The sequence below is a fragment of the Ancylothrix sp. D3o genome (assembly GCF_025370775.1).
Taxonomy (GTDB): domain Bacteria; phylum Cyanobacteriota; class Cyanobacteriia; order Cyanobacteriales; family Oscillatoriaceae; genus Ancylothrix.
Genome location: NZ_JAMXEX010000005.1, coordinates 136,279 through 160,091 on the forward strand (window position 1 = coordinate 136,279; position 23,813 = coordinate 160,091).

21 protein-coding genes and 1 tRNA gene are annotated in these 23,813 nt (G+C 44.4%); 12 read left to right on the forward strand and 10 right to left on the reverse strand.

What is annotated here, in order from left to right; all coding sequences use genetic code 11:
• Positions 1 to 53: 53 nt before the first annotated feature.
• The 6 genes from NG798_RS11825 (at position 54) to NG798_RS11850 (ending at position 6,388) form a co-directional block, all read left to right on the forward strand.
• On the forward strand, positions 54 to 758 hold the full coding sequence (locus tag NG798_RS11825) for a dienelactone hydrolase family protein (protein WP_261222770.1): 705 nt from the start codon (positions 54 to 56) through the stop codon (positions 756 to 758).
• A 152-nt stretch (positions 759 to 910) separates the two neighbouring features.
• A complete protein-coding gene (locus NG798_RS11830) occupies positions 911 to 2,284 on the forward strand; it encodes a serine/threonine-protein kinase (RefSeq protein WP_261222772.1) in 1,374 nt (457 codons plus the stop codon).
• 168 nt (positions 2,285 to 2,452) lie between these two features.
• Positions 2,453 to 2,785 carry a DUF6825 family protein gene (locus NG798_RS11835; RefSeq protein ID WP_261222774.1) on the forward strand — a complete coding sequence of 111 codons (333 nt, stop codon included), beginning with the start codon at positions 2,453 to 2,455 and terminating at the stop codon, positions 2,783 to 2,785.
• Positions 2,786 to 3,014: 229 nt separating this feature from the next.
• Positions 3,015 to 4,703, forward strand: a complete 1,689-nt coding sequence (locus tag NG798_RS11840) for an AarF/ABC1/UbiB kinase family protein (RefSeq protein ID WP_261223251.1) — start codon at positions 3,015 to 3,017, stop codon at positions 4,701 to 4,703.
• Between the two features lie 132 nt (positions 4,704 to 4,835).
• Positions 4,836 to 5,597: a PP2C family serine/threonine-protein phosphatase gene (locus NG798_RS11845; protein WP_261222776.1), complete on the forward strand. Its 762-nt coding sequence runs from the start codon at positions 4,836 to 4,838 to the stop codon at positions 5,595 to 5,597.
• Positions 5,598 to 6,190: 593 nt separating this feature from the next.
• A complete protein-coding gene (locus NG798_RS11850; protein ID WP_261222777.1) occupies positions 6,191 to 6,388 on the forward strand; it encodes an NblA/ycf18 family protein in 198 nt (65 codons plus the stop codon).
• Between the two features lie 229 nt (positions 6,389 to 6,617).
• Here NG798_RS11850 and NG798_RS11855 read toward each other — a convergent pair.
• The 8 genes from NG798_RS11855 to NG798_RS11890 all read right to left on the reverse strand — a co-directional run bounded on the left by NG798_RS11855 (position 6,618) and on the right by NG798_RS11890 (position 14,043).
• Positions 6,618 to 6,699 (reverse strand) — tRNA-Leu (locus NG798_RS11855).
• Positions 6,700 to 6,793: 94 nt separating this feature from the next.
• Positions 6,794 to 7,030 (reverse strand): NfeD family protein, encoded by a 237-nt coding sequence (locus NG798_RS11860; RefSeq protein ID WP_261222778.1) that lies wholly within the window; start codon positions 7,028 to 7,030, stop codon positions 6,794 to 6,796.
• 258 nt (positions 7,031 to 7,288) lie between these two features.
• Positions 7,289 to 7,480, reverse strand: a complete 192-nt coding sequence (locus tag NG798_RS11865) for a hypothetical protein (protein ID WP_261222779.1) — start codon at positions 7,478 to 7,480, stop codon at positions 7,289 to 7,291.
• A gap of 807 nt (positions 7,481 to 8,287) precedes the next feature.
• Positions 8,288 to 8,734, reverse strand: a complete 447-nt coding sequence (locus tag NG798_RS11870; protein WP_261222780.1) for a hypothetical protein — start codon at positions 8,732 to 8,734, stop codon at positions 8,288 to 8,290.
• Between the two features lie 152 nt (positions 8,735 to 8,886).
• Complete coding sequence (locus NG798_RS11875; protein WP_261222782.1) at positions 8,887 to 10,038, reverse strand: anhydro-N-acetylmuramic acid kinase; 1,152 nt, start codon at positions 10,036 to 10,038, stop codon at positions 8,887 to 8,889.
• 889 nt (positions 10,039 to 10,927) lie between these two features.
• On the reverse strand, positions 10,928 to 13,042 hold the full coding sequence (ppk1, locus tag NG798_RS11880; protein WP_261222784.1) for a polyphosphate kinase 1: 2,115 nt from the start codon (positions 13,040 to 13,042) through the stop codon (positions 10,928 to 10,930).
• 61 nt (positions 13,043 to 13,103) lie between these two features.
• Positions 13,104 to 13,310 carry a hypothetical protein gene (locus tag NG798_RS11885; protein ID WP_261222786.1) on the reverse strand — a complete coding sequence of 69 codons (207 nt, stop codon included), beginning with the start codon at positions 13,308 to 13,310 and terminating at the stop codon, positions 13,104 to 13,106.
• 127 nt (positions 13,311 to 13,437) lie between these two features.
• Positions 13,438 to 14,043, reverse strand: a complete 606-nt coding sequence (locus tag NG798_RS11890) for a superoxide dismutase (protein WP_261222788.1) — start codon at positions 14,041 to 14,043, stop codon at positions 13,438 to 13,440.
• Positions 14,044 to 14,302: 259 nt separating this feature from the next.
• Here NG798_RS11890 and NG798_RS11895 point away from each other — a divergent pair, with 259 nt between their 5' ends.
• From NG798_RS11895 to NG798_RS11905, 3 genes are all read left to right on the forward strand, one after another.
• On the forward strand, positions 14,303 to 16,528 hold the full coding sequence (locus tag NG798_RS11895; RefSeq protein WP_261222789.1) for an ATP-binding protein: 2,226 nt from the start codon (positions 14,303 to 14,305) through the stop codon (positions 16,526 to 16,528).
• Between the two features lie 323 nt (positions 16,529 to 16,851).
• On the forward strand, positions 16,852 to 18,180 hold the full coding sequence (locus NG798_RS11900; RefSeq protein WP_261222791.1) for a response regulator: 1,329 nt from the start codon (positions 16,852 to 16,854) through the stop codon (positions 18,178 to 18,180).
• Positions 18,181 to 18,394: 214 nt separating this feature from the next.
• Entirely contained in the window at positions 18,395 to 20,173 is a 1,779-nt protein-coding gene (locus tag NG798_RS11905; protein WP_317619592.1) for an ABC transporter ATP-binding protein, read from the forward strand.
• Between the two features lie 112 nt (positions 20,174 to 20,285).
• On the opposite strand, the gene NG798_RS11910 is transcribed toward NG798_RS11905, so the two are convergent.
• Positions 20,286 to 20,711: a cytochrome c gene (locus NG798_RS11910; protein WP_261222794.1), complete on the reverse strand. Its 426-nt coding sequence runs from the start codon at positions 20,709 to 20,711 to the stop codon at positions 20,286 to 20,288.
• A 211-nt stretch (positions 20,712 to 20,922) separates the two neighbouring features.
• Here NG798_RS11910 and petG point away from each other — a divergent pair, with 211 nt between their 5' ends.
• Positions 20,923 to 21,036: a cytochrome b6-f complex subunit V gene (gene petG, locus NG798_RS11915; protein ID WP_261222797.1), complete on the forward strand. Its 114-nt coding sequence runs from the start codon at positions 20,923 to 20,925 to the stop codon at positions 21,034 to 21,036.
• Between the two features lie 17 nt (positions 21,037 to 21,053).
• Here the strand turns inward: petG and rsmD are convergent, their stop codons facing one another.
• Positions 21,054 to 21,596 carry a 16S rRNA (guanine(966)-N(2))-methyltransferase RsmD gene (rsmD, locus tag NG798_RS11920; protein WP_261222798.1) on the reverse strand — a complete coding sequence of 181 codons (543 nt, stop codon included), beginning with the start codon at positions 21,594 to 21,596 and terminating at the stop codon, positions 21,054 to 21,056.
• Between the two features lie 551 nt (positions 21,597 to 22,147).
• Here rsmD and NG798_RS11925 point away from each other — a divergent pair.
• Both NG798_RS11925 and NG798_RS11930 read left to right on the forward strand, forming a co-directional pair.
• Positions 22,148 to 22,408 carry a histidine kinase dimerization/phospho-acceptor domain-containing protein gene (locus NG798_RS11925; RefSeq protein WP_261222799.1) on the forward strand — a complete coding sequence of 87 codons (261 nt, stop codon included), beginning with the start codon at positions 22,148 to 22,150 and terminating at the stop codon, positions 22,406 to 22,408.
• Positions 22,409 to 22,992: 584 nt separating this feature from the next.
• A complete protein-coding gene (locus NG798_RS11930) occupies positions 22,993 to 23,694 on the forward strand; it encodes a hypothetical protein (protein WP_261222801.1) in 702 nt (233 codons plus the stop codon).
• The last annotated feature ends 119 nt before the right edge of the window (positions 23,695 to 23,813 follow it).

Consider the following 23,813-nt stretch of genomic DNA (forward strand, 5'->3'; position numbering starts at 1 on the left):
GAAACCCCCGTAAAAATATGATAAAACACCCATAACCAAAACAAAAATCCCCCATGAACAGCCAACAAATAACCATAAAAAGCGCAGATAGCGGAAACTTCAGCGCCTACCTCGCCACCCCCACAACCAGCAAAAAAGCCGGTTTGATCCTCATTCAAGAAATCTTTGGAATCAACGCCACAATGAGACAACTCGCCGACAGCTACGCAGAAGCCGGCTACCTGACAATAGTCCCAGATTTATTTTGGCGTATAGAACCCAACATTGAACTCAGCGACCAAAACGAAAACCACTGGCAAAAAGCTTTTGAACTTTACAACAAATTCGACGAAAACAAAGGCATAGAAGACCTAATAGCCACCCTCAACACCCTCAAACAACAGCTAGAAAACAACACCGGCAAAATCGCCAGCGTCGGATATTGTCTAGGCGGAAAACTCGCCTATCTCATGGCAACACGCTCCCAAGCAGACTGTAACGTAAGCTATTACGGAGTAGCAATAGAAAACAACCTCAACGAAAGTCAAAACATCAAAAAACCCCTCCTCCTCCACCTAGCCGGTAACGACGAATACGTTTCTAGCCAAGCACAAACCCAAATCAGCAGCCACCTCAAAAACAACCCCCTGATCACCCTCCACAGCTATCCCAACCTCTCACACGGTTTTGCACGAGTCGGAGGCACTACCTACAACCCCGAAGCCGCAGAACAAGCCAATCAGAGAACCCAAGCCTTTTTGCAAAAACACTTAAACTAAACCGGCAACAGTACCCAATCCTATCCCAATCCCAAAAAATTGATTTGATCCCATCCAAACAACCCCCACAAGGCGCAAAACCAAGCCAGCGAGGCATTTGCGCGATATATTTTTAACCAAAAAAATCTTAAAATCCCCACAGCAGCAAAAACATGACCATCCCATTAAAAGCTGGCACAGTCTTACAAAACGGCAAATACACCATAGACGCAATATTAGGCACCGGCATCATCCTCACCTGCGAAGCCACACAAACCGACTTAAACTTACCCGTCATCATCAAAACCCTCAATATCTCCTCCCATCGCAGTGACTTTGACCGGCTGCAAACCCAATTTCAATCCCTCAGCCAAAAACTACGACAATGCCAACATCCCAACGTTGTCAAAGTTTTAGACAATTTTTCCGAAAACGGCCAAATTTATAGCGTCATGGAATATATACGCGGTCAAACCCTACAAGAACTCCTAGACACCGGCCTAGAAATTTCCCCCACACTAGCCCTAGACTATATCCGCCAAATCGGAAACGCACTCACAGAACTGCACCACCAAAGCATCCTCCACCGCAACATCAAACCCCAAAACATCAAAAAACGCCAAGGCAGCAACACCGTCATCCTCATAGACTTTGGCATTCTCGATTACCTCCGACAAGCAGAAGGCCATCAACTCATCCCCAAAACAGACACCAACGATGAAAAAACACTCTTTGGCGGATATGCACCCATCGAACAATACCTTCCCCACACCGAACTGACAACCAAAAGCGATATCTATTCCCTCAGCGGCACATTGTATTGCCTGCTCACCGGTTCGGCACCCCTAGCAGCCCCCCTCCGCGAACGCATCACCTCCCCAAAAGCAATCCGAACATTTCCCACAGAAGAACCCTCACCCCCTCCCCTGCGTGAAATCGTCCAATCAGCAAACGCCCTGGGAGTCAAAAGTGCCGGCACCCTGAGAACCTATAAAAATGCCAAACGACTTATCCAACGTCAAAGCCGGATCGAAGAATGGTTACAGAGATGGAATGAATTCCCCTCTAACCTTGACCCCAGCCTGGAAGTAGCCCTAAAACGAGGTTTAGAAATAGACGACCTCAACCGGCCCGCCAGCATCGAAGCCTGGTTAGCCCTATTGCCGCAAACTGAACAAGAAAAGCAAACACCGGCCATCACCATTGAAGTACCCCACTCCAACGAAACAACCAACCCCAACCCACTTACCCCACTTCTTTTTGGATGGCTTAAATCTCCAACCAAACGAGCCTTTGCCCTTACCGCTGTCATTGCCGGTTTTTTTGGCATCAGTTTGGGGTTATCCCTCCGCGTTGGTTTAGTCGGCCAAATTAGTGTAGAAATTTTCGACGTCGAACAATCTTTTCCTCCCCTCGAAGATTGGCCAAGCAGCGAGCCGGTGGAAGTTTATGGAGACTTCGAGACATCCCCAGAGGAAGACTTGCCAACCCAAACAGAACAAGACTTAGAAACTGTTAGAGGAGCGGACTTAGAGACTAATCAATAACCAATCCCCAGTCGTCTCTCTTCCTCTTTACAGGGATCGGGCCTTTCGCCTCTCCAAAGGCCAATCACCCATGACAAATCACAAATGACAAACGACAAAGGACTTTTCAAGCAATCACCGTTGAAACATCGCGTTATAATTCTTTACGGATAGGCGCAATAATTATCTATGAATAATAATTCTTCCGTTCACGCTTTTTTTGTCGGCAGAGCAATCGCTCAGGCTCTTTACCAACAACTCGAACAAAACTTAACCACCGCCCTCAGCGAACTCGGCAAATTTGATGCCGAACAGCGCGAACGTTTGCGCGATTTCGCCACCACTGTTATGCAGCGGGCTGACATGGAAACGCAAAACACCCCCGTTTCCACACCATCCTCTGCCTATTCCCGTACCTCTGCCCCCAACTCAGACCTCCAAGCCACCATTGACGAACTGCGGGCCGAAATTGCCGAAATGCGCGTTCAACTCCAGCGCTACCGCAGCACCCGCATTAGTTAATTGCTCAGCGTCCTTAAACTCTGAACGCTTAACACAACTCGTTTAAAAAGTCAAGTCCCACCAACATTTAGGAAATCTCGTGTCTGCTCTACCTGATGAACCTGCGACCAGCAAGCGTAATTCCGCCGGCCATAACGAGCCGGCGGATCACGCCCTAGGCGACGCAAAGCGAACAGCCGTTGTAAAACCAGGCAGTGTAGCGCTCGCCTCCCCCTCCCGAAACGAACAAATCGGCGGTTTATTGAAATCGAAAGACAAGGCATACCGCTGGAGTCGGGAAAATTACTCGCACAAACGGCGTTTTATCGAGATATGGGCCTTTGTATTAACCTTGATGGCCAGCGTGTGGTGGGACGGCAAAGCCTGGACTTATCCAGGGGGAATGACGGAAGCCAAAAAACAAGCCCGCCGGCGCAGACAAGCAATTTGGATTCGAGAAACTTTTTTAGAATTAGGGCCAACTTTTATTAAACTTGGTCAATTGTTCTCAACTCGCGCTGATATTATCCCCGTCGAGTATGTAGAAGAATTAACAAAATTGCAAGATAAAGTACCGGCTTTTAACTATGAAATTGCTAGGCGGATTATTGAGCAAGATTTAACAAAGCCGGTTAATGAATTATTTGCCAGTTTTGATCCTGTTCCTCTAGCAGCCGCTTCTTTAGGTCAAGTTCACAAAGCTGAACTCCACACCGGCGAAACAGTTGTGGTGAAAGTACAGCGCCCCGGTTTGCGGCGATTATTTAATATCGATTTAGATATAGCAAAAGGTATCGCTCGTTATTTCCAAAACCATCCCCGATGGGGCAAAGGGCGCGATTGGATGGGCATCTATGACGAGTGTTGCAAAATTCTTTATGAGGAAATAGACTACCTCAATGAAGGCCGCAATGCTGATACGTTTCGTCGCAATTTTCGCCCCTATGATTGGGTGAAAGTACCAAGGGTTTATTGGCGTTATGCTTCGGCGCGGGTTTTAACTTTGGAATATGTACCAGGGATTAAAATTAGCCATTATGAAGCTTTGGAAGCGGCGGGACTTGACCGCAAACACTTGGCAAAATTAGGTGCAACGGCTTATTTACAACAATTGCTCAATGATGGCTTTTTCCACGCAGACCCCCACCCTGGAAATATTGCCGTCAGTGCGGAAGGATCGCTGATTTTTTATGATTTTGGCATGATGGGTAGAGTCAGAAATGATGTCCGCGAAAAGTTGATGCAGTTGTTTTTTGGCGTTGCTCAAAAAGATGGCGACCGTGTGGTGGCGACTTTGGTTGAGTTGGGCGCCTTGTCAGCAATGGATGATATGGGGCCGGTGCGCCGGTCTGTGCAATTCATGCTCGACAATTTTATGGATCAGCCCTTTGAAAATCAATCGGTAGCCTCGATTACCGATGATTTGTACGAAATTGCCCATGACCAACCGTTTCGATTCCCAGCCACGTTTACGTTCGTGATGAGAGCTTTTTCAACCCTCGAAGGCGTAGGCAAGGGCCTTGATCCGGATTTTAATTTTATGGAGGTTGCAAAGCCTTTTGCAATGGAAATTATGACAGATGGCAATTCTTTTGATGGCAACGGTTTTCTGGGTGAGTTGGGCCGGCAAGCAGTTCAAGTCAGCAGTACGGCTTTGAGTCTCCCCCGCCGCATTGAAGATACGATTGAAAAGTTGGAACGGGGCGACATTCGCGTTCGCGTTCGTTCAACGGAAACTGACCGAGCTATCCGCCGGCTCAGTAATATGCAATTAGGTACAAATTATGCTCTCCTCGCCACTGGTTTCACTTTGTCGGCTACGATTTTATTAGTGAGTAACTATGCTTGGCTAGCAATCCCTGTGGCCGGTGTGTCAGGACTCCTGCTCCTGGCGTTTTTCCGCCTGTTAATGCGCGTTGACAGATCGGATCGGTTTTGAGAATCTATAATAATCTCTTGGTTGCTGCTTTGCTAAGCACGCTCAGGTAAAAAAGGGAAAATTTGCTGAGTTTTAATGCCTTTTTCCCTATTCCCCCACCGCCCTACAGCATTTAAAAAACGAGTTTGTTACATGAAACGTTATTCTGTCGGTCTGACTGACCAGGGACTCATTCGATCTGTTAACCAGGACTCCTACTACATTGATCCCAAGGGACGCTTTTTTATTGTCGCCGATGGCATGGGAGGTCATGCCGGAGGTCAAGAAGCCAGCCAAATTGCTACCTCTGTGATGCAGGCTTATTTGTCAGACCATTGGGAGTCGGCTTCTTCTCCTATTGAACTGCTCGAAGGCGCTTTTTTTAAGGCCAATCAGGCTATCCTTGATGATCAGCGCACTCACCCTGAACGTTCGGATATGGGAACAACGGCGGTGGTGTTGATTTTTTGGGAAGATCAAGCTGACAACTCTAGTTTAAGTTGGGTGGCTCATGTTGGTGATTCTCGGATCTACCGGCTGCGCGGTTCTAAGTTAGAGCAGGTGACTGAGGATCATACTTGGATTGCTAGGGCTATGAAAGCTGGCCATCTCTCTGTTGAGCAAGCTCGCTCTCACCCTTGGCGTCATGTTTTGTCTCAATGTTTGGGCCGGCAGGATCTTCAAGAAGTCGAAATTCGTTCTCTGGAAGTTAACCCCGGCGACCGCTGGTTACTTTGCACCGATGGCCTCACAGAGGAGTTATCGGACAGTATGATTTTGTCTCATCTTAAGTCGATTCGCGCTTGTGACCAAGCTGCTAAAAATCTAGTTAATGCGGCTAAGGATAAGGGCGGACGCGATAATATTACGGTGGTAATTGTGGCCTCGGAAACTCGCCCTACGGGTGAAGATTAAGGTTTTTTGTCAAAGGTCATGGCTCAAACCTCCTTTTTCCGTTGTCTTTTGTCCCTTTTCTCCCTCTTGGGGTGTTTTTATTCCTTTTGATTGATTAGCCAGCTAACCTAAAATCCGTTGGAAAACTTCTTTTATAAGAAGCCAATCGGTAAGCTTTTTACTAAAAACCTGCTACATTTTAAAGCTATCAATCCTTGCGGTGCATAGGTTATAAAGTTTATATTCGCTTCGTTTTTAAAGTAATTTATTAAACAACCTCTTCATTAAATCTGAGCCAGGCTTCAGCAAATATTTATCGCTGGCCAGAATTTTTGTTCTCTCTGAGCATTTTTACTTAATACAATTTGATACAACCGTACTACCGGAGTTATAAAACCGGTGGAACGACTACACCTTATCACCCGTCAAATTCCCCATTCAGAAGGATGTGCGTTTTGTCAAATGTTTGTTATCTTTTTTAACATAAGAGAACAAACAAACGGAAAGGGCTTGTCCTGATAACGTTTGGACAACTCTGAAACAAGCGTGATAATTCTGTCTTATCCACTGCTGAACTTTAGATCAGCCTAAATTTTCTTAAATACGAGGACGTTATGAGCAACAACATCAATCTCAGCTTAGAGCAACAATTCAGCATCCGCGCTTTTGCCACCCAAGTCCAAGAAATGAACCAGCAACAAGCCCAAGACTTTTTAGTGAAACTCTATGAACAAATGATGATTCGAGAAGCCACTTACCAGCATCTTCTCAAACATCAGTGGGGTTTAGAGCAGGCTACAGGTCTTGAGTAGAAGCTGCCCTCCAAGTGGGCGACCTCCATCTCGTGCTGAGTTCCACGCCTGGAAAAAAGCAAGGGGTGCCGGGGCGTCACTTTAAATACATTCCGCTGTTGGTTTGATTAATTGCAATTTTATCGTTTTGGCGCTGTTGGGGCGAAAGCCACCAGTGATATCTATTGGCTTTTGGAATTGATTAATTTTTATAAGAGGCTTAGGAGCTAATGCTCTCGAAGCCAATGAGTGCGGATGATAGGACTTGAACCTACACTCCTTACGGAACCAGAACCTAAATCTGGCGCGTCTGCCAATTTCGCCACATCCGCAGGCATACCATCATTTATAATAGCACGGCTTTTGATAAACCGGCAACTTTTGGTAGCCAAATTGGAAAATTTTTTTTGCCTGTCGGCTTTCCAGTTAAGGTGTGGAAGCAAAAGGCCGGATCAGCAAAGTCATTTTCTCCATCCCTACTACCAACACCGGCTCGCCTGGTGAGAAAATTATGTGACAGCTAGGGGGGTATAGGCTCGCCGGCCAATATTTTCCAATACATTTTACTCTACCTCGTTTCCCAGGGGCAATTTCCTGCTCAACAATAGCGGGGATTGTTTCGGAGAATAGCTTAATTTTTGCAGAGTCAAGCAAATGTGGCATGGTTTTTTTAGATTTTCGTTGTCGGGAAAAGTTCAAAACACAATCAACCCCCACCCCCTATTTTGGGAGACTTTTGCGCGCAAGTTTTCTCAACAGAATGACTGCTGACTTGCTTTTATGTAATTGGGAAAAGATTGATTAAATTATGCAGATGCACTCGAAAAAATCTGCTATTTCGGTTTGAGGCGTTGTTGAATTCTAATTTGAGCAAACAAGTTTTGTGTTGCTACTCGTGCTGTGTTGATGGTAATGTAAAACCTAGGGACAGACGGTTCCATTCGGGCAAGTAGGTTGACTTGGTGGGGTATTTTCGGCGTTTTTCACCGCAACTTCTATTACATTTGGGGGGAGTTGAAGAGGAGTTGAGGAGGCTGAGACGGCGGTTTTATAGTTGGTAGAAATAAGAGAAACAGTTAAAACAATTGGGAAGATGGCATCTCTGACTGACATGGCTAGAAAACTCCGCTGATCAAGGTTATAGAGGAAAGTTAATTTGCAGAATTTGCCTTAGCATAAGAGAATTTATTTTTATGCTTGAAAAGGCGTTTTCCGTTGTTTGCTTTCTTACTAATTTGTTGGAGTCATCAGCGAGAAATTATGCAGAGTAGCAGTTAAATTTTTTGTGGAGTTTGCCGGTGTGCTTTGCGCCGGTTTAGTTTTGAGGAAAAAATTAGGTTTTTTTGCAGTCTTAAGAGTGGGATGCCATAGGTGAACCTAGTCCAGATCAAGATTAATGGTTTTTGCACCGGCCTCTGCTTTTTGGAGATGGGGCTATATTTGGTTGAAATCACAAATAAAAGAATTGTGCGAAAAGTTAAATTTTTGTATTAATCGCGTAAACGTCGACTACAAGAGAGAAAATCAAATATACAAAACAGATAAATTTCTGGAAGAGGCTTTACTTAACAAAGTTTGTGGGTGGTGTGGTGGAGGGTAGCCGACAAAGGTTGAGTTGTTGAATTTTTTATTGTTGTGGCTGGTGGCTTGTCGGGGGTATTAGAGATGGAGGTTTTAGCTGGGGGTAAGATTGATGGTTTTTGCACCGGCCTCTGCTTTTTGGAGGGTTTTTATATTCGTTGTGAGCGAATAAGTGTAATTTTTGTGTGAAAAATTAAAGTTTTGTATTAAGCGCGTAAACGCATACTTGCTTTACATTAGAAGCTTATACTAAACAGATAATTTTCCAGAGAGGATTAAATTACAAAGTTTGTGTAATCTAGGATAGCGGATAAGGCATGAGGGATGAGGGATGAGGTATTAATTTCTTTGGCGCTCATAGGTAGCTTCCATCGTGCTACTTAAATAATGACCGGCCATGATACCACTCGAATGAAAATATTTATTATTATCAACTCGGTGGAGTACCTCAAAACCGCTGCGGCGTTCCTTGTCTCCCAATACCCAATAGCGTTGAACAATGGTTTGGGGGGCTATCCAGCCTTCGCCTTCCACTTTTCCCAGTTCGCTGTGTTGGAGGACAAAAGTGTAAAGTCGTTCCTCTTCGTCGAGATGTCCGCGATACTGAAACGTAATTTCCTCGCGTTCACTGCCGGGAAAAACCAGCTTTGTCACCATTGTAAACCAGTTATCTTGGTTCCAAGCGACCAAAGTTTTGCCTTTGACAGGGATAGGCATTGCATTACGTTCTAGCCAGGTTCCTTCTAGTGTCCAGCGACCAGGTTCTATTAAAAATGTATGACTCATTGGATGTTAGAGTTTAGAGTTTAGAGCTTAGATTTTAGGTTTTAGATAGATTCAACAAAGGCAGGTAGGGTTTCGGAAATATTGATGATGGCGTGGGGAGGCTGGATGAGTTGGATCGTTTTTGTCAACAGGGGATCACTTGCACGTTGACTTTATTCGCTACCAAAATGAATCTCGCCTAAAAGCACCGATTTTTTTGCGCCGGTGACTTGAGGTAAGTTTCCCACAATTCCTTGATTTCGCCAATAAGCAAGAACAGCAAACGCTATGGCTTCTTTAAAATCTGCGTTTAAACCTACCTCATCTGTAGTCAAGACCGGCACCACTTTTAAATGGTATTCCAGTCTGGATTTCAAGTAAAGGTTACGCGAACCTCCCCCACAGAGCAAGACTTGTTCTGGCATTTGGGGTAAAAAGGTTTGGTAGCTATGGGCAATGGAAATGGCGGTAAGTTCGCTGAGGGTGGCGAGGATGTCTGCGGGGGTGAGGTGATAAGTTTTGGCTTGTTCTAGGCATTGCTGGAAATATTGGGGGCTAAATAATTCTCTGCCGGTTGATTTTGGCGGCGGTTGGTGGAAAAAGGAATGCTGCATCCATTTTTGGATTAATTCCTGGCAGGGTTTGCCGGTGCTTGCCCATTGGCCGTTTTTGTCGTAGGTTTGTTTTGAGTTGCTGAAATGTTGTACGGCTAAGTCGATTAAGACGTTTCCAGGGCCGGTGTCCCATCCTAAAATTTTTGTTTCCCAGGTTTGGTTGTCTTTTGTTTGCGCCGGCAGGTAGGTTGTGTTTCCTATTCCACCCAGGTTTTGTACACACCGGCTTTTGGTAGGATGGCTGAGTAGGTAAGCGTCTACGCGGGGAACTAAGGGGGCACCTTGTCCACCGGCATTAATATCGGCGGAACGAAAGTTACTGATGGTGGTAATTTTTGTTAGGGTGGCGATCTGGCTGCCTCTTCCGAGTTGCAGGCTGTATCCGAGTTGTTCTTTTTCGGGGGGCCGGTGATAGACGGTTTGGCCGTGTGAGCCGATTAATTCGGGTTTCGGGTGGCCGGTGTTTATTTGGATGGCTGCTTTGGCAAATTCTTGGGCGATGTCGTCATCAAGGCTGGCTAGTTCGGCTAAGCTGATTACAGAGCCGCTGCATAAGTCTAGGATTCTCTGTCTGAGGGTTTCTGGGTAGGGATAGGTGTTCGCTTGTAGGAGTTCTATTTTGAGAGCCGCTTGGCTGCCGGTGATTTCTACCAGGGCTGCATCAATTCCGTCTATCGATGTGCCACTCATTAAGCCGATCACTTTTGTCATTATTCTAGGGTTTGGCGATGGGGGGATGCAGAGATTTTAGATTTTTAGGCCGGTGATGGGGGAAAAAATGGCCGTTTTTTTAAGAGTGTTTTTGTCAAAGTTGTTAAATTTTTGTTGATGGCTGGGAGTTTCCTTTGTTGGAGATGTTTTTAGCAAGCGCTCTCATGTTTAGTCCATACCATATTTTTGCTTTTTTGTCAAATGGCCGATTTTTGAGGAAAAAATTTTTTCAGAGGTTTGGGGAGAGAAGCGAAAAATTCGTACACCGGCAACAGGCGTTTTTTGAGGTTTTCGGGCAAAAAGTTACGGAGTAATAAGGCTATTCGGCGTTTTTTCTGCGTTTGCACACACCATGCCTGTGATGCTAGAAATTTCACTTTACCACGAAAACGTTGTTTTTTCGTAAAAAAATTGAGATAAAATCAATAAATCGGGGGGTTCTCAAGCGCTGCTTTTTCTAAAAGCAATACAAATATTTGAATAAAATTCCTTGAACTATTAGTTTAGCTTATATGTTGGCCAAAACACGACCCCTAAATAGCAGACAGACTCGTGTATAGGACAGATGGAGAAAAACAAGATGGTAGGAGTGGGAGAGGTAGTTTTAGGGAAGCTGTAAAAGCGAGGAAGGAAAGAGAGAAGAATTGCCCTGAAAACTGGCTGGCAAGAGAAAGAAAAATCCTAACCAAACCATACCGCTAAGTAGAAGCACTTAATTATTTGTAGGATGGGTAGAGCCTAAGCGAAACCCATCAAAGCCTCTGTTGGGTTTCGTTCCTCTACCCAACCTACAATACATCCTTAGTTTAATTAAGTTGACTTACTTACCAACTCCAAAAAGGGGGAAAGAAAGGGAAAAACCAGCTAAAAGGAAAGAAAACAAAGCCCTTTAAGAATTAGCCATATCCAGCAAAACTTTTTGGCAATTTAACTCACGGGAACGCTCAGGAGAACGGCGCTGAACATAACTTCCATCCGGTTGTAAATCCCAAGCATGACGATGGTCAGCTAACATAATACCGAGAATTTCTTCGAGATCCTTAATAAGTTCCGGGTCTTCAATAGGAGTGATAGCTTCGACACGGCGATTAAGATTGCGAGGCATCCAATCAGCACTACCGATATAAACCTCTTGCTTAGAAGCATTATGGAAATAAAAAATCCGAGAATGTTCCAAAAACCGGCCTACAATACTGACGACGCGGATATTTTCACTAAGCCCCGCTAAACCTGGACGCAGACAACACATCCCGCGAATAATTAAATCAATTTGCACCCCAGCAATCGAAGCCTCATAGAGAGTTGCAATAATTTGGGGGTCAACCAAAGCATTCATTTTCGCCACAATACGACCGGCACGACCGTTTTTTGTATGTTCAATTTCGCGGCGAATTAAAGCAATCATCCGTTCGCGCATATTCACCGGCGCGACTAAAAGCTTACGGTAAGAACGTTGTCGAGAATAGCCGGTAAGATAATTGAACAAATCCGTTAAATCAGCAGCCAAATCATCTCGACAACTTAACAAGCCTATATCGGTATAAATGCGAGCGGTTTTTGGATTGTAATTGCCGGTGCCAATATGAACATAACGACGGATACGGTCTTCCTCACGGCGGACAACCATAGCCACTTTTGTATGAGTTTTTAACCCTACTAAACCATAGACAACATGAACACCGGCTTTTTCTAAACGGCGAGCCCAGTGGATGTTATTTTCTTCATCAAAACGAGCCTTTAACTCCACCAAAACTGCCACTTGTTTACCATTTTCTGCTGCTTCAATCAAAGCTTGAGGAATAGGAGAATCGCCGGTGGTACGATAAAGAGTCATTTTAATAGCTAAAACCGCCGGATCGTGAGCAGCATCAGTAATAAAACGCTGAACTGTCGCCGAAAAAGAATCATAAGGATGATGTAACAATAAATCGGACTGACGAATCAAAGAAAAAATATCCTCGCCCTCATCAGCAAGGGTGCCCGGATCAGCAAGCCGGCGGAAACGAGGAGGGATAGCCGGTGTAAAAGGAGCATCTTTCAAATCAGGTAAAGGCAGAGACATAAAAGACATCAAATCGCCCAAACCCAGCGTCCCATCAACTTCATAAACATCCTTATCCGCCAGAGAAAGCTCTTCTTTGAGCATTTGCAAAACCGGCAAAGGCATAGTAGCTTGAACTTCCATCCTCACTACCGAACCACCAAAACGACGCTTGCGTAACTCTTGCTCAATAGCCACCAACAAATCATCAGCCTCATCTTCTTCTAACTCCAAATCAGCATTACGAGTAATGCGAAAAGGATGATATTCTTGAATATTCATCCCCGGAAAAAGAGACTCTAAATTGTGAGCAATTACTTGTTCAAGAGGAACAAAAACAAACCCGCCGCCCCAATCTTGATCGGGGAGACGAACAAAACGAGGTAACAACTTCGGAACCTTAACACGAGCAAATAATTCCTCATCAGTCTCCGGATCTTTAACAACCACAGCCAGATTGAGACTTAAATTAGAAATATGAGGAAAAGGGTGCCCCGGATCAACAGCTAAAGGAGTTAAAACCGGAAATAACTGCTCTTCAAAATACCGCTGGAGATAGAGCCGCTGTTCTTGATTAAGATCGACATACTCAAGAATATGAATATTCTGCTGAGACAAAGCCGGACGAATTTCCTGTTCAAAATGCAGGTGTTGGAGACTCACCATCGGACGCAATCGCTCGCTGATCGCATCTAACTGTTCAGTTGCCACCCGACCATCAGCGGATAACTTGCGGACTTTTGCTTCAACCTGCTGCTTGAGAGCAGCAACCCGAACCATAAAAAACTCATCCAAATTAGAACTAAAAATCGCTAAAAATTTTAAGCGCTCCAAAAGAGGAGTCCGCGCATCGAGAGCCTCATGCAAAACCCGATAATTAAACTCCAGCCAACTCAACTCGCGGCTGAAATAAAACTCAGGAGCATTCAAATTAAACTCTGTAGCTTGGTTGATCGCGTGCATAACTGTCCCAGGTGGCGTTGAGAACTATTATCTAACGTCGGCCTGACTTTAAAACTACTATTTAAAAAACTTCATCTTCCAGCCCAATCCACCATTCGCCAAGACTCATCAAATCTTTGTGTATATCTGCCAGTTCTGTAGCGTACTGTTCTGTAGAAAGCTCGGCGCGGCGTTCGGCTAATTTTTGTAACCGAAGTTGAGCTAATAGCCAGGGTTTGCTGATGCTGCCGGTTTGTTCAATATAGTTTGCTAGGTCTTTGCTGTTCATTGGTTTAGGTTGGGAGAGTTTGGCGTAAGATTTTAAACCGCAGATGAACGCAGATAAACGCTGATGGGTTTTTTGAAGAGGAAGACACAGAGATATTTATTTCTGTGTCTTCTGTGTTTAAAAAGGGTTAGGAAGCTTTGGCAAGATTTTCGGCTACAAAGTCCCAATTGACGAGTTTATCGAGGAAGTTGCTGATAAAGTCGGGACGTTTGTTTTGGAAGTCGAGATAATAGGCGTGTTCCCAAACGTCGAGGGTGAGGAGGGGAGTTTTTCCGTGTACTACGGGGTTTTCGGCGTTGGGGGTTTTGGTGACTTTGAGGGTACCATTATCTAAAACTAACCAAGCCCAGCCGCTTCCAAATTGGGTAGCAGCAGCGGTTTTGAATTCTTCTTTGAATTTGTCGAAGCTGCCGAAGTCTGCGTTAATTTTGTCGGCGAGGGCTCCGCTGGGGGCTCCGCCACCACCCGGTTTCATGCAATTCCAGAAGAAGGTGTGGTTCCAAACTTGAGCGGCGTTGTTGAAGATGCCGGCTTTGGATGGGTCTTTGTAGGATGTGGTAACGATTTCTTCTAGGCTTTTGTCCGCTAGTTCGGTTCCTTCAATCATTTTGTTGAGGTTGGTAACGTAGGCGGCGTGGTGTTTGCCATGATGGAAGGAAAATGTGTTTGCTGACATCCCTGCCGATTCTAGGGCATCGGGGGCGTAGGGCAGTTCGGGTAGTGTAATTGCCATTGTGTTCTCCTCAGTTTCGGTTTGGCAGGCTTTTTAAGCGTGTTCTATCCTCCGGCATTTTTGGGGCCGGTGGTTTTTTTGCTTAATGATAGGATTTTATATCAAAAGTCCCTTTTGCGAAAGAGATTTGAGGATCTGCCTTGGTTGGACGTTTTTGTTACACTTTGTAAACTTAGGTATTGGAGACGACTGAGGTGGTAAGTCGAGTGTGTCATCTCTAATCTTTAATCTCTAATCTTTAATCTTTAATGCCCTAATTATGAATCAAGAGCAAATTGAAAAGCGTTTACGGCGATTGAAGGAAGAACAGGAACTTATCCTCAATCAAGTGGATAATGCGATTGCTTTGTTTGATTTGTCGGATCATCTAATTTTGTTTAATCGTCGTCTGGCTGACATTTGGGGGATTTCTTCTGAATGGTTGCAAACTCAGCCTCATTGTGATGTACTTTTGGCTAAGTTGGCGGAGAGGGGTTGTTGGAGTTCTGCTCAAGGTCAGCAGCTTAGGGAGGCGATGGTTCAAACGGAAACGGAAAGCGTTTCGTTTTATTTAGAACAGGCTAACGGTATTTGTCTTGAGGTGTATAGCACTCTGACTTCTGATGGGGGGCGTTTGTTTACTTTTCGGGATGTGACTGTTTACCGGCAGTCTCAAGATAATTTAAATGCTGAGGTGCGCCGGTTACGTTTTTTGTTAGGGTTGACTGAACGTTTGCAGGCTTCGGTTGAGTTGCGCGAAATTGGTCATTTTGCTTTGAGTTATTTGGTGGAGGCGATGAATGCGGCGTTTGGCGATGTGAAGGTGATTAATGGTGAGGGTGTTGATCGTTATGCCGGTGTTTTGACTAATCAAATTTCTACTCAGTTTATTGCAACCTATGGCGCGCCGGCGGTTGCTGATATGCAAACTTTACTTAATCAAGGTATCCCCTACGGACAGGGTTTGCTTTGGGATGTGATCGAAAGTGGTGTACCGTTGTTTGTTGATGACTATCAAAATCACCCAAAGGCGGTTAAGGCGTTTCGTCATCCTGCTATTGGTCAGTTGGGGGTTTTTCCGATTCCTTCGCCAACGGGTACGATTATTGGTGTGCTGACTTTGGAGTCTCGTAATCTCCAAAAACTTCAAGATGCTCCGAATCAAGATATGCTTTTGGCTGCTTGTCGGACTTTGGGTGTGGCTATTGAACGGGCTAGGGCTCAAGAACATCTTACTCAAGTGAATAAGGATCTCGAACGGGCTTCGCAATTAAAGTCTGAGTTTTTGGCTTCGATGTCCCATGAGTTGCGAACTCCTCTCAATAGTATTATTGGTTTTTCTGATTTGTTGCAACGCCAAACTGCCGGTTCTCTCACTCCGCGTCAAATAAATCACGTTAAGGCGATTGAAACGAGTGGGCAGCATTTGTTGCAGTTAATTAATGATATTCTCGATTTGTCGAAAATTGAGGCCGGTAAGGTTGAGTTAACTTTAGAGCCGGTTGCTATTCAAGAGTTATGCACTCAGTGTTTGCGAATGATCCAACCGCGAGCAGAGGCGAAAAGTCTGGCTTTGGCTTTGGAGTGGGATTATCGGCTTGATCGGATGTTGCTTGATGAACGCCGGGTTAGTCAGATGTTGATTAATTTGCTCTCGAATGCGGTTAAGTTTACGCCGGAACGCGGTAAGGTTAAGCTGGCCGGCAGGTTGGCTTATGGTGTTCAACTTTGTGAAGATGTCCGTCCTGATCAAAGTCCGGTTAATCCTGGGACTGCTTATTTATGCTTGGAGGTAAGTGATAGTGGGATTGGTATTCCTCCTGAAAAATGGCATTTGTTGTTTCGTCCTTTTCAACAAATTGATGCGTCTCTTTCCCGCCGCCATGAGGGTACCGGTTTGGGTTTGGCTTTAACTAAACGTTTGGCGGAGTTACACGGGGGGACGGTTTCTTTTCAGTCTGTGGCTGGTGAGGGTAGTGTTTTTCGTGTCTGGATACCGATGAGTGAGTTTCTTTCTCCACCGGCTGCTGGACAAAAGCCGGTTTCTCGGTTGAGTATTTCTACTCCCGCCGCAAAAGTGCCGCCAATGTTGTCGAAGCGTATTTTGGTGGTGGAGGATCAGCCGTCCAATCAAGTTTTAATTGCTGAGTTTCTGGAGTCTGAAGGTTATATGGTGGAATTGATATCGGATGGTAATACTATGTTACAAACGATTCATTCGCCTCTGCTTAAGCCTTCTTCTCTGCCTGATTTAATTTTAATGGATGTTCAGCTTCCGGGTGTGGATGGTTTTGAGTTGATGCGCCTGTTAAAGGCTAATTCTCTTTGGCAAACTGTGCCGGTGGTGGCGGTGACTGCTTTGGCAATGTCTCGTGATCGTGAGCGTTGTTTGGCTGCTGGTGCTGATGAATATTTGAGTAAGCCTTTAAATTTGGAGCAGGTGATTTGTACGGTTCGCTCTTTGATTGGTATCGCGCCGGCGCCCGATTCTGGGCAAAAAGATTAATATAGAAAAAACCCACCGATTTAATTTCGTGGCTTTTTTGCTTCTTAATTGCGGCAACTTTTCAGGGGTATCTTAATCATTTAGATTTGAGGTGGCAACAGTTTTAAACATCAAACCCAAGCTGGGTAAGGCTTGGCGTTGTTAAAATTTGTAGCCCTAAAAAAGTGTAACAACAGGGAAAGGTAAGCCAAATTGCTTTTTTTAACTCCGCTAGTTTAGCTTAAAAAGTTAGAAAAAGTGATAGTTTGGCGGTGTATTATTATTTTTGACTGTTGTCAACACTCTCGCGGATGACAAAAATTAATCTATCTTTGATGAGAAGTATGTCTAACTCTACCCCGCGCATATTACTTGTAGATGATGAGCCGGTGAATTTGTTTTTACTTGAAGAAGTCTTGCAATTACAAGGTTATGAAACAATTTCTGCTTTATCGGGTGCTGAGGCTTTGCGTTTGGCGAAAGCTTGCGAACCGGCTTTAATTTTATTGGATGTAATGATGCCAGAGATGGATGGTTTTGAGGTGTGCCGTCAATGTCGTGAAGATCCACAATTGCAAACGGTGCCGGTGATTTTTTTAACAGCACTCGATGATGATGAGTCTCGTCTTAAGGCTATAGAAATGATGGGAGATGATTATATTACAAAACCAATTCAAACTAAATTTTTAATTGCCAAAATCTCAAGTATTTTCCGCTTGCAAGCGATGAGAAATGAGAAATACAAAGCCCAAGTAACGGAAAAAATCCAAGAAAAAAACCAAAAAAGTTTGTCGGCTGCTTGGCAAATTAATCAGGCTTTAACAGAGAAGTTTCGATTATTTGTACCGGAACAATTTTTACAAAGAATTGCGCCGCGAGGAGTCGAGTCTATTGAGTTGGGAAATGCTAATGAAGAGGAAATGACGATTTTATTTTGCGATATTCGCGGCTTTACTTCGATGGCAGAAGAAATGCCGGCAATGGAAACATTCAAATGGCTAAATTCTTTTTTTACGCAAATGAATGAGGTTATTTGCTCGAACTATGGCTTTATTGATAAATTTTTAGGAGATGCGATTTTAGCTGTTTTTGACCGGCCTAATCACCATGCTGAGGATGCGGTAACGGCGGCAGTAATGATGCGTCAAACGTTGCAGGATTTTAATGCCAGCCACGATGCTGTAGCCTGTGAGGGGCCGGTGAATATAGGGATAGGCGTTCATACTGGACGCGGTTTAATTGGCACTTTAGGGGCTGATTCTCGCATGGATTCTACGGTAATTGGGGATGTCGTGAATACAGCTTCTCGCTTACAAGATTTAACAAAAGTCTATGGTTGCCAAGTGATTGTTAGCCAAGCCACGATTTCTGAATTAAATAACCCCAATTCATATTATTATCGATTTATTGATCAGGTCACACCGCGAGGTAAACAAAAAAGTTTATTTCTCTACGAATTGTTAGGCAGTGCTTTACTTCCCCTCGATGAAGCCAAAATTACTAATTTGCCGATCTATGAGTTGGGTTTAGAGGCTTGGCAAAACGGAAAACCAGAAATTGCAATATCATATTTCGCTGAAATAGTCAAGCAAAATAGCGCTGATTCTCTAGCGGTTTTCTATTTAAAGCGCTGTCAAGAAGAGCCGATTCGGGATACCCTAAAAGTGGGATAAAAACAAAAATTTCAGACAAGCTTAATTTCTCAAACTCCTCTGTGGCTAACTCTTGTATCTACTGATGTCTAAAAACGCCTTTTTAACGGGGAATGCGGGTTTGAGCATCCGTTAATTTTACCACGATAAATTATATATTTTTATTTTTTAATTCATCAATACTCTTCTGCTTTAATTATTAATAATACTTCGCTCTGAGATTAGTCTAAAAATGTTGAAACGGCGCTCTAGCTATTGGCAACTTTTGCCTTATATTCGCCCCCAGTGGGCTACAATTTCTCAAGCTTTCGTCTGTACTTTAGGTTTTACTGTATTTTGGCCGGTGTTGGCTGTTCTGGCCGGTCGGATGGCCGCTTATGTCGGCGAAGGAAATTTACGCGCTATTGCCGAATTAGCTGGCTTGGTAGCTGTAATTTTTTTAATCCGGGGAACTGTGCAATATGGTCAAGATTCTCTGATGGCAAAAGCCGCCTTAAAAATTGCCCTAGAATTGCGCGTTAAAGTCTTCTCTCACCTCCAAAACTTGAGTCTGGGTTACTTTGCTTCTGCCCAAACCGGCGACCTCTCTTATCGTCTCACAGAAGATGTTGACCGCATTGGCGAAGTAGTGAATAAAGTTTTCCACCAATTTATTCCCTGCATTTTACAACTGATTGTCATTTTTGCTTATATGATTTGGCTAAATTGGCAACTAACATTTGCCACTTTAATAATTGCGCCGTTGATAGCGGTTTTAATTGGTTGGTTTGGGGAGAGACTGTTGTTTTTCTCTCGCAGCAGCCAAGATCGAATGTCTAATTTATCTTCGCTTTTAACGGAAATTTTTTCTGGTATTCGTTTAGTGCGAGCCTTTGGTGCTGAAAATTATATGCTATCGCGGTTCCGTTTGGAATCAGAACAAAACCGGCAAGCAAAATATTTGGCGGAAAGAATGAAGGCTTTGCAATTTGTGGTGGTCGGTTTTTTAGAAGCCCTAAGTGTGTTATTACTCTTCTTTTTAGGGGGTTGGCAAATCTCAACCGGCAATTTAACCGGCCCAGGTTTTATTAGTTATGTAACTGCTGTGGCTTTGCTGATTGATCCAATTGCAATTACCACCAGTAATTATGGCGACTTTAAACAAGGTGAAGCCTCTTGTGAGCGAATTTTTGAACTTTTGCAAATTCCCCCGGCTGTCATCGAAACCCCCAATGCTTTGCCACTTCCCCCCGTCACCGGCAAAGTAGAATATCGCCATGTCACGTTTGCTTATGATATCCAGCGAGGCGCAGAATCTAAAAACTCTCCCCAACCTTCAATTCCTAATTCCCAGTTTCCTGTTTTAAATAATCTTAATTTGTTGGCTTTACCCGGAGAAGCTATTGCCCTGGTGGGATCTTCGGGCGCGGGGAAAACAACTTTAGTTAATTTGTTACCGCGTTTTTATGACATCCAAGGCGGGGAAATTTTAATTGATGGGGTACATATCAAAGATGTAACTTTAAGTAGTTTACGCCGGCAAATTGGGATTGTGCCGCAAGATGTGACGTTGTTTTCTGGCACGATTGCTGAAAATATTGCTTTTGGCCAAACACATTTTGATTTAAAAGAAGTGCAAAAGGCGGCAGAAATTGCCAATGCTGATCAGTTTATTACTCAAATGCCAGAAGGCTATCAAACTTGGGTAGGAGAAAGGGGTATAAATTTATCGGGAGGACAGCGGCAAAGAATTGCAATTGCGCGGGCAGTTTTGTTAAATCCGCGTATTTTGATTTTGGATGAAGCGACATCGGCGCTGGATTCGGAATCGGAGGCTTTGGTACAAGAAGCTTTGGAACGATTGATGCAAGATCGAACGGTGTTTATTATTGCCCACCGGCTTGCTACGGTTCGGCGTGCCAGCCGCATTTTAGTGATGGAAAAAGGGTGTATTGTGGAAGAAGGAACTCATGCAGAATTGTTAGAAAAAGAAGGCCGATATGCCCGTTTTTATGCTCAACAGTTCAGCCAATAATTAACTTTTTTGAAAAATTGGGAATTGGGATCTAGGGTTGAGGGGGAAGATTTGAAAAGTTTAATTGTTGGCCGGTCAATCACCAGCCCCCTGTCTCTACTTCCCAATTATTTTAAAGCGTTTCCAAAAATCCCAAAAGATCGGCCATTTCTTGAGGGTTGGGTTGAAATTGAGGCATGGGAGGGGTGTCGCCGCTGATGACTTGGTGGATGAGGCTGACACGAGACCGGCGTTTAGAGATGTGCCCTAGACTTGGCCCTACTCTACCTTGGGCTTCTAATCCATGACAGCCGGCGCAATTAATTTGAAAGATGGCGTGGCCTTTGATCGGATCGCCACTGAGGGTTAATACGTTTTTGATGTAGGGATCGGCGGTTTGTAATTGGTAAAAAGCCAGAACGCCGGCGAGGATTAACCCCAAAATCCCAAACGCCCAAAGTACGCCCGGATGGAGTGTTGTTTCGGTTTCAGGCTGCTGCTTGTCCAAATGGTTTGTTTTTAAAGAAAAATGTCGCAAAAGTTTATCGTTTAATAACATACCTTAAAATTTTGAACGAGCGCCGGCAGGTTTGATGAATTTAGCTGTGGCCGGTCAGCAATACTTTGTTACGTTAGCACAACTGACGAAAGCCGGCAGGTAATCTCGAAAACTTCTGTGCCGGCATGATTGATTGGTGCCTTGCAGCTTGTAGGATGAGAAACAGCTAATAATTTTTAATCTATTGCAGGCAAGCAAAAGGAGTCTAATCGTGGTAGAACCTTTACTCTCTGGGATTGTTTTGGGTTTGGTGGTGATCACCTTGGCCGGTTTGTTCTTTAAGGCTTACGAACAATACAAACGCGGCAACCAGTTAGGTCTGTAGGGCCGTTTTTGGTCTTTCTACGGTACGATGGGCCGGTAGAAAGTTAAGGCGGTGTTGCCATAGACTTTCTGCCGGCATATTTCTAGGGCTGTTACCGCCGGCACTTTTTCTTTGCGGTGTTCGACGGCCATCTCGCCGGTAGGACTCAATAACCGATATTCTGCCACTGCTTCTAACACCGGCGCGTATAAGTCACTCGCATAAGGTGGATCAAAATAGATGCAGTCAAATTCTTTACCCTCAAGGCTTTTAATTCTTTGATCTACCGAACCGCGCAAAACCACAAAAGTTTGATTTTCTCCACAAACTTTTTGCAAATTTTCCCGAATTATGCTAATAGCGCGGTTTGATTGTTCAATAGCAGTGACTTCGGTAGCCCCCCGACATAAAGCTTCGGCACTCATGGCACCAGTGCCGGCGCACAAATCTAACCACCGACAGCCGGCTATCGAGTCTTGCCAAATATTAAACAAAGCTTCGCGTACCCGTGCGGGGGTAGGGCGGGTTTCAAGGCCGGGTAAAGTTTTGAGTAGTCGGTTGCCGTAAATTCTCAAACTCATAAATAATAGAAAATAAGAGCGAAGGGTTTAATTTTTCACTGCTTTTGAAGCAGATGTCAAAGACAGCTAAAATCCATGACTGCCTTTATTTTAAACCCTCCTGAAAATTCTCCTCTAACTGACGAGCAATTTTATCAGCTTTGTTTAGCCAAGCGATCTTTAAGGCTTGGAGGGAGGCAAAAAAGAAATTATTAACCAGTCGTGTGCCAACTTTTTAAGGGCTAAGGCAACCTAAAAATTGCTCAACTTTCAGATAATTAGACCGATGCAGATGGCACAGGAATTGCCTTCGATTCGTCCATAGGCTTTATAGTTCCAGATAATGCAAATTATGGGCGGAATGCTGCCGATGACGGCGATGGCTAAAGCAAGATAGGGAACGACCGAACCGAAGAGATTAAGATCACCACTCTAAGTTGATTCTGTCACCCTGCTTAAAAGTTTGCTATCACTCTGATTAGCTTTACTAATCACGCTGGTAGCCGGTGTGTCATCACCGAAAATGCGTTAAAAATTATTGATATTAAAAATAGCCATTCATCCAAACGACCATGCAAACACAAATTTCTGTTTCTCAAGACAACGCCTCCGAAGAGCTTAAGGCTCTCAAATCACGGTTCATTAATAGAATCTCGCACGATTTTCAAGAGCCTTTATCGATTATCATACTTTCAACAGAATTGCTCACGCATCACAGCCATACCTGGGACGCTGAAACAAAGCTTCAGCATTTACACCGCATCCAAGCGGCTGTTTTGGAAATGACGCAGATGTTAGAAGAATCACTGAATCAAAGTCTTGAGTCTGACTGACCGGCAAATTTTGGTTTGACTTCCCCACTCCCCCCTTTTTTAAGCTTGTTGGGGGGGAATATCGAAACTTGGAATTTAGGGAGGCGGTTTTGTATTTTTTGGCAAGACCACCGGCCCAACTCTACCTATTACTGATACTAGCGACCGGTTGACTGGAATTTGTTAAATGTTGCGGTGATATCTTGCGACTGCAAACGTTATTCATTGCTCATTTGTTGGTCTGATCACTTGCTTTTGTGAGGTTCAGGGAAAAGCCCTAAATTTTTTCTTCTCAAATTTTCCGGATTTGTTTATTTAGAACTGAGAAAACCTAATTTTTATAAATAAGTTGGGCGGAGGATTTTCTAATTCAGCAACAAGCCTATTCAAAAAGAGTATAACTTGGCACAAACTAAATCTCTCTGCTGGGAGAGGCGAGAGGGGGCCAAGGTTTTATAGGATGAGAATAGCAGATAAAAGGTGCTTGGCTTAGGAAAATTTCAACTGGGAAAAAAGCTCAAAGGCTGATAATTAAAGCTTTTGATAACTGCAAATAAACTAAGCCAAAAACAAGAAAATTTTGGCAAAAATTGGCGAGGAAAACTATGAAATCTAATGAAGGCAACAACTACGGTAGTAATGTGAAAAGCACGAGCGTCCCAGAGACTCCGGGTGAAATTCACAAGGTCGATACTTCTAAGCAGTCAGCTTACCATGACGGCTATGTTCACGGTCGTGTTTCCGAACACAACCGCGATGTTGTGAGGCAAGAAGTGCGGGATAACGATAATGCAGCGCGTGGCTTGTTGCTGGGCATTATTTTGACTTCGCTGGTGGGATTAACGGCAGGCGCTTTATATTTTATGAACCAGCGCAATAATCAGCCGGTGCCAGCTTCAGCCCCGGTGATAGTACCGGCAGCACCTACAGCCTCACCTAGTCCAGCGGCAACAACTAGAACGGACACAACGGTAATTGAAAGAGAAGTGCCGGTTAGTTCGCCTGAACCGACGATTATTGAAAGAACGGTGCCGGTGCCGGTGCCGGTGCCTTCTAATTCGCCGAATCAGACGACAATTATTGAGAGGGAAACAGTGGTGCCGGTGCCTTCTAATTCCTCACCGGATATCAATATTACGGTTCCTAATGGTCAGTCGAACCCGGCTTCAACTACAGAACCGCGTGGCAGTCTGGAAAAACCGGCATCGTCGGGTGGCGAGTCCAAAGGTTCGTCTCCATCAAGAGCAACTGAGAGTCAAGAAGCCTCACCGGATGGCAATAGCGATACCAGTGGCGAAAACCGTTAACACTGTCTTTGTTGAAAGCCACGTTTTCGGCAGCCCAGATGCCCGCCCTTTAAAATTAATGGTCGATGTCTATTGTGGGAAACTTGTTTGTTTTTTCTTTTTGAGCAATGACCCCTAAC